Genomic DNA, 7,033 nt, shown 5'->3' with positions numbered 1-7,033 from the left:
CCGCCCGTCCTTTTTGGACGGGCGGGACGCCCATCCCACAAACTTGTGGAAGTTATTTAATTCTCATTCCTAAGTCGTTTAGTAAAGCTTTAGTCAATCATGCTTTATTTAGAAAATCCGCTGCTCAAACTTTATCTAAATCTAATCGGATGGGTGGCGTTCGGATTCATTCTCGGCCGCCTGCTACCGAGAAGCTATTCTACATATTTAGCCAAGTTTCTTTTCTTCTTTGGCACGCCATTGAGCATTGTTGCTTTTATCCGCAGCGCCAATTTGTCGGGCGCTATTTGGATGGCGCCGCTGATAGCTTGGGCGGCAATTCTAGCAGGTGGAGGACTCGCTGGGATTTTGATAAATTTCGGTGTTGGCGAGGAACGTTTCAAGACTCTTAATCCGATCGCCCAAAATAGCCCGGAACACACTACCGCTTGGAGTTTGCCCACTCAAGGCAGCTTCTTATTGGCAACGATGGTGGGTAATACGGGTTTTTTAGGCATTCCCGTCACCTTGTCCTTATTAGGATCGGAACACTTTGCCTGGGCGTTGTTTTACGACTTGCTAGGCACTGGCATGGCAATTAATATACTGGGAGTCGCTATTGCTTCTCACTGCGGCAAAAGCGATCGCCCTCAGAGTTGGTTAAGTCCCCTGCGGGCAATTTTTCAGAATCCGGCCCTGTGGGCTTTTGGTTTAGGATTTGTCTCGCGCAGCTTGCCGCTTTCGGCACCAATCGAAAAATTGTTAACAACAGGCGCTTGGACTATAATTACTTTATCTTTAATTACGATCGGGATGCAGTTGAGCAAGTTGAATTCCTTGCACAACCTCAAACAAGTTTTGGCTTGTCTCGTGATTAAAATGCTGTTAATTCCCTTGGTAATTGGCACGGGATTAACGTTTTTGGGGATCGCGGGCGCGCCGCGACTTGTGCTCGTCCTGCAAATGGCGATGCCTCCGGCTTTTGGTACTACATTGCTGGCAGAAGCTTTCAATCTCGATCGCGAATTAGCCGTAACTGCGATCGGCATCGGCTGCGTTAGTTTATTATTCACTATTCCCCTATGGATGAGGCTATTTAATTTTTAATAAAAATAGGAATTGCTCAGTTTGAAAAGTTTCTTACTTCAGTGATCCCCATCACGAACATTGAACGATATATAGCGTTTCTCAGTAACATGAGGTGTTCTCCGATCTAGGGCATAGGGCATAGGGCATAGGGCAGACCTCACCAAGATTGAGAACTGCTATATCTCATATTGATTTAAAATAACAATCACGGGAGTTGGAAACTGTATTGGCTTCTGCTAATGTGGAAATAGCCCGCTAATGACGGGAACAATAAAAGTATGGCAAGTATAAATTTTACAAGTATAAATTTTAGATTGACAGGTTATCAAATTCTCGATCGCATTTACTCAGGAACTCGCACCCTAGTTTATCGAGCTTTTCGCACTAACGATAAACAGCCCGTCGCCATCAAAGTCCTGCTGAACGAGTATCCCAGCTTCAGCGAACTGGTGCAATTTCGCAATCAGTACACGATCGCCAAAAACCTCAACTTGCCCGGAATCATCGAAATACAGCTTAGAAACCTACCACAACAGCTATGCGTTGGTAATGGAAGACTTTGGGGGAATTTCTCTAAAAGAATGGACGGAAGAAAGGGAAACTGGGCCGTCTCTGATGGAGTTTTTGCAAGTTGCGATCGACCTGAGTGATACATTAGATATACTCTACCGCCACCGGATAATTCACAAAGACATTAAACGCGCCAATATTTTAATTAATCCGCATACAAAACAAGTCAAACTCATTGACTTTAGTATTGCATCCTTGCTGCCCAGGGAAACTCAAACCCTGATGAATCCTAACCTGCTGGAAGGGACACTCGGCTATTTGTCTCCCGAACAAACGGGAAGGATGAATCGCGGCATTGACTACCGCAGTGACTTTTACTCTTTGGGCGTGACTTTTTATGAATTGCTGGCGGGACAATTGCCGTTTCAATCCAACGATGTGATGGAATTAGTACACTGTCATCTTGCCAAGCAACCACCATCATTGCATGAAATTAATCCTGAAATCCCGCCCGTACTTTCGGAGATTGTCAGCAAATTAATGGGAAAAAATGCCGAAGACCGCTATCAGAGTGCGTTGGGGCTGAAATTCGATTTAGAATGTTGTTTGGAGCAACTTTACGAAAACGGTAGGATAAAGAGTTTTGCGATCGCGCAGAGGGATGTTGGCGATCGATTCATTATACCAGAAAAACTCTATGGTCGCGAAACAGAAGTAGAAACCCTACTCGAAGCCTTCGATCGCGTCAGTAGTGGCACAACAGAAATGATGCTAGTAGCTGGTTTTTCGGGAATTGGAAAAACGGCAGTTGTGAATGAAGTTCAAAAACCAATTGTCCGCCAGCGCGGCTATTTTATCAAAGGCAAATTCGACCAATTTAACCGCAACATTCCTTTCTCAGCTTTTGTGCAAGCATTTCGAGACTTAATGGGACACTTGTTGATCGAAAGTGACGAGCAGTTGAAAAAATGGCAAACTAAAATATTGCAAGCACTGGGCGATAACGCACAAGTCATTATTGAAGTAATTCCCGAACTCGAAAAAATTATTGGTCAACAATCACCCGCACTAGAATTATCAGGAAAGGCGGCAAAAAATCGGTTTAATTTGCTGTTCCACAACTTTATTAAGGTGTTCACAAAACCCAAACATCCCCTGGTGATGTTTTTGGATGACTTGCAGTGGGCAGATTCCGCCTCGCTGCGGTTAATGGAAATGCTGGTGGCCGATGCAACAATCGGCTATTTATTAGTAATTGGTGCCTACCGAGATAATGAAGTATTTGCAGCGCACCCGTTGATGCTGACACTGGATGCAGCGGTAAAAGCTGGGGCAACGGTGGATACTATTACGCTGGAACCGTTGAGTTCCGAAAGCCTAAATCATTTGGTTGCTGATACGCTCAATTGCGATCCATCTTGGGCAAGACCTTTGGCTGATTTGGCGGCACAAAAAACCCAAGGAAATCCCTTTTTTGCAACGCAGTTTCTCAAAGCACTGCATCAGGAGGGGCTGATTGAGTTTGACTGGGTTGCTGGTTAAGCTGTTGTGCATTTAAATTGTATATTTCGAGTCCCCATCAAAAATCGTCAAATCCTCTCCCCCTCTCCTCTTCTCCCCCTCTCCCTCTCTAATACCATAGGCAATCTAGATGCAACACAGCTTATTGGCAGTGCGATATTGTGCGAGTTCGGGAGGCAGCGCTGACGGATGATGTGGTCGAGTTTATGGCGTTGCAGTTGCAAAAATTGCCGCCAGCTACTCAGAATGTGTTGAAGTTGGCTGCTTGTGTTGGAAATGAGTTTGATTTGGGGACTTTGGCAGTTGTTTCCGAGCAATTGGAAACGGAAACGGCGGCGGATTTGTGGAAGGCTTTGCAAGAGGGGTTAATCCTGCCTGAAAGTGAAATCTATAAGTTTTATATGGGGCGAGAAAGACGGGAGGAGACCGATAATTCGGAGGTAGTGAATTACAAGTTTTTGCACGATCGCGTTCAGCAAGCCGCCTATTCTTTAATTCCCGAACAAGAGCGATCGCGTGCTCACTATCAGATTGGACAATTGCTGATCCAGCAAATTTCACCCGCAGCTATAGAAGAGCAAATTTTTTCAGTCGTCAATCAGTTGAATTCTGGTATTGCGCTGATTGAAAACCAAACACAACGTGATGATTTGGCACAACTCAACCTCACGGCTTGCCGCAAAGCCAGAGGCGCTACTGCTTATCAAGCTGCTCGCGAGTATGCTGCGATCGGGCTAAATTTGCTGGGAGAGAGCGCTTGGCAACGACAGTACGAGATGACCTTGAACTTGCACGACATAGCAGCAGAAGTGGCTTCACTCTGTGGTGATTTTGACCAGATGAATCAGTGGATTGACACTGTGATTCATCATACCAGAACTCCCCTAGAGCGAGTGAGCGTTTACATCGTCAAAATTCAGGCATTATCGTCCCAGAACAAGTTTTTAGAAGCAATTGCTATCGGTTTGTTGAGTCTAAAAGAATTAGGAGTTGAATTGCCAGATAGCCCTACATCAGAAGATATTCAGCAAGCAGTGCAGGAAATTAATTGTTCGATCGGCGATCGACCGATTTAAGAGTTATTCGAGCTGCCAGCGATAGTGGATGCCCAAAAACTGGCCACCATGCAAGTGGCGGCAAGTATGGTGTCAGTTTGTTATGTGGTCGGTTGGTCTTTGTTTGCGTTGGTGACTGCCTTACAGGTAAATTTATCAAAAATTTGGGTTTAAAACCCTGTCCTTCTAGGACGGCTTTAATTTCTTAAAACTTCTTTCAACAAGTCCAGTAAGTTCCTATATTTGTGATATACTATAAAAGTCAAGGTTTAATTCCTTTACCATCGTGAAACAGTTAAGACACACTTTTAGGTATAAACCGGGGGACGCAGAGCAGCGAAAACTCTTTAAACAGCTAGAGGTTGAATTAAACCTTAAACCAGTTAAAACAAACTATTCTTTTAGGATTGTTAAGTAGGGTAGGGCATACCCAAACTCTAGGTAAATATCCTAGTACGCTTTTGGAGATAGACCCGCTGGGGTGGCTGCGAATCAGGCTCGTTAATTGGTAGTTTTCTACGGTTAAAAGGTCTGAATATTGCCGAAAGGACGCAACACTTAAAGGTTAGTCGCTGAATTAAGAATCCTCGCACTTTTAGGTCGGGGAGTGTCAAATTTCTATGACTCACTCATAGCCCTGGCCACTCCTGAGTCCGAGACGGAGTTAGAAACAGGGCTGTTTCATTCTCACCAAAAACATGAATTTTGTAGGGGTAGTGCTACCCCTACTCCCCGTGCCTACCCCCGACCTAGACGATTCGATCGGCAGGTTAGACCAAGAGGGCCGGCACGGGGGCACGGCCCCTACGGATAATGAAACAGCCCAGGAGTTAGAAACGCAGGGGCAACGAGTTCAGGAAAATCAAAGGAAGTTGCAGCATTGGGCAGAACACGCCCCCATGAATTATTTGCATAAGTGGCAGTTGGTAGAAGCAGAGAAATACCGAGTTGCCAGACAGAGGGCAGAAGCTATTGAAATGTACGATCGTGCCATTTCTGGAGCGAAAGAAAACGAATACATCCAAGAAGAAGCCCTCGCTAACGAACTAGCAGCTAAATTCTACCTCGACTGGGGCAAAGAAAAAGTGGCGCAAGCTTATATGCAAGAAGCCTACTACTGTTATGCTCGCTGGGGTGCGAAAGCCAAAATCGATGACTTAGAAAAACGCTATCCCCAACTTCTTTCTCCCATATTGCAGGCAAGAGAAAATCGTTTTGGAATCAGCGAAAGTCGCGTCCACACAATCAATAAATCGTCAGTTTTACATCAAACTTGGCACACAACTCTATCTAGCAGTAGCAGTATTTACGAAGCCCTCGATTTCGCGAGTATTCTCAAAGCCTCCCAAACACTATCGAGTGAAATTCAATTAGAAAAATTACTGGCTGCACTGATGTCTGTGGTGATGGAAAATGCCGGAGCAAAAAAAGCAGTTCTCCTGTTGCTTAAGGACGGGAATCTGGCCATCGAAGCTGTCGCCTCCTTCCATCAAGATGTCATCTCAATATCTGTACCGCTGTCAGCCAGCGACGAGGTTCCCGCTGCTGTGGTCAACTATGTTAAGCGGACTTGCAAAACTGTGGTTTTGGATAATGCAGCAGTACAAAACGATTTTATTGCCGAGCCGTATTTGATGCAGGAAAAGCCCAAAAGTGTGCTGTGCGCGCCGATGTTAAATCAGGGTAAATTAATCGGGTTGCTCTATCTAGAAAATAACTTGACAAGTGGTGCATTTACAGAAGATCGCACTGATGTCATCCAACTTTTGTGCGCCCAAGCGGCTATCTCTATAGAAAATGCTCGCTTGTACCAACAATCTCAAGCTTATGCACAAGAAGTAGAACGCTCGCTCCTTGATTTGCAGCAAGCACAGTTACAGATCGTGCAAAGCGAAAAAATGTCCACATTGGGCAATCTAGTCACAGGAATAGCCCACGAAATCAATAATCCTGTCGGCTTTATTAGTGGCAATATTGAGGAAGCAACCACCACGATAAAATATCTGATTTCCCACTTAAAATTATATCAAGAAAAACTGCCCAATCCCGGCGAGGAAATCGAACAAGATGCTGAGGATATTGATTTAGAGTATGCCTTAGAAGATTTGCCAAAAATGCTGTTGTCGATGAAAGTGGGGTGCGATCGCATTCGCGGCATTAGCACCAGCCTCCGCACCTTCTCCAGAGCCGATAAAGACTACAAAGTTCCGTTTAATATCCATGAGGGCATTGACAGCACCATCTTAATTTTGAAACATCGGCTGAAAGCCAACGAACACCATCCCACGATCGAAGTCGTCACAGACTACGGCAATCTCCCCCCAATCGAATGCTTTCCCGGTCAACTGAACCAAGTCTTTATGAACTTGCTTGCTAACGCGATCGATGCCCTAGAAGAATCAAACCAAAGACGCAGTTTGGATGCCATTAAAGCAAATCCACACTGTATCACAGTTCGTACCTGTCAGTCGGGCGATCGGCACATCAAAATTCAGATTGCCGATAACGGTGCAGGCATGACAGAAGCAGTAAAACAGCGGATTTTTGACCATTTGTTCACAACGAAGGCAGTAGGAAAAGGCACTGGGTTAGGATTGGCGATCGCCCGCCAGATTGTAGTCGAAACCCACGGCGGAACAATTAATGTCAATTCTACTTTGGGGGGAGGGAGTGAATTTGAGATAGTGTTACCTATTAGCGCATAAAAGTTGACGGTTGACTGTTGACGGTTGACGGTTGACTGTTGACGGTTGACTGTTGACGGTTGACTGTTGACTGTTGACTGTTGACTGTTAACTGTTAACTGTTGACTAATGACTAATGACTAATGACTAATGACTAATGACTAATGACTAATGACTAATGACTAATGACTAATG

Annotated in this window: 2 protein-coding genes and 2 pseudogenes; all 4 read left to right on the top strand. The window is 45.0% G+C overall.

Translation table 11 applies throughout. From position 1 onward, the window contains the following. Positions 1 to 99: 99 nt before the first annotated feature. Positions 100 to 1,086: an AEC family transporter gene (locus QUA16_RS34800; RefSeq protein ID WP_333109172.1), complete on the top strand. Its 987-nt coding sequence runs from the start codon at positions 100 to 102 to the stop codon at positions 1,084 to 1,086. 260 nt (positions 1,087 to 1,346) lie between these two features. Next, positions 1,347 to 3,108 (top strand): annotated as a pseudogene (locus tag QUA16_RS34795) (ATP-binding protein); the annotation flags it as partial. Positions 3,109 to 3,260: 152 nt separating this feature from the next. Further along, positions 3,261 to 4,175, top strand: coding sequence for a hypothetical protein (locus QUA16_RS34790; protein ID WP_333109174.1), 915 nt, complete (start codon positions 3,261 to 3,263; stop codon positions 4,173 to 4,175). Between the two features lie 794 nt (positions 4,176 to 4,969). Then, positions 4,970 to 6,859, top strand: a pseudogene (locus tag QUA16_RS34785) (ATP-binding protein); the annotation flags it as partial. Positions 6,860 to 7,033 lie beyond the last annotated feature (174 nt).

The sequence above is a fragment of the Microcoleus sp. S13_C3 genome, from assembly GCF_036700905.1.
In the GTDB taxonomy this organism is placed as follows: domain Bacteria; phylum Cyanobacteriota; class Cyanobacteriia; order Cyanobacteriales; family Microcoleaceae; genus Microcoleus.
This window is presented reverse-complemented; position numbering and strand designations above follow the sequence as displayed.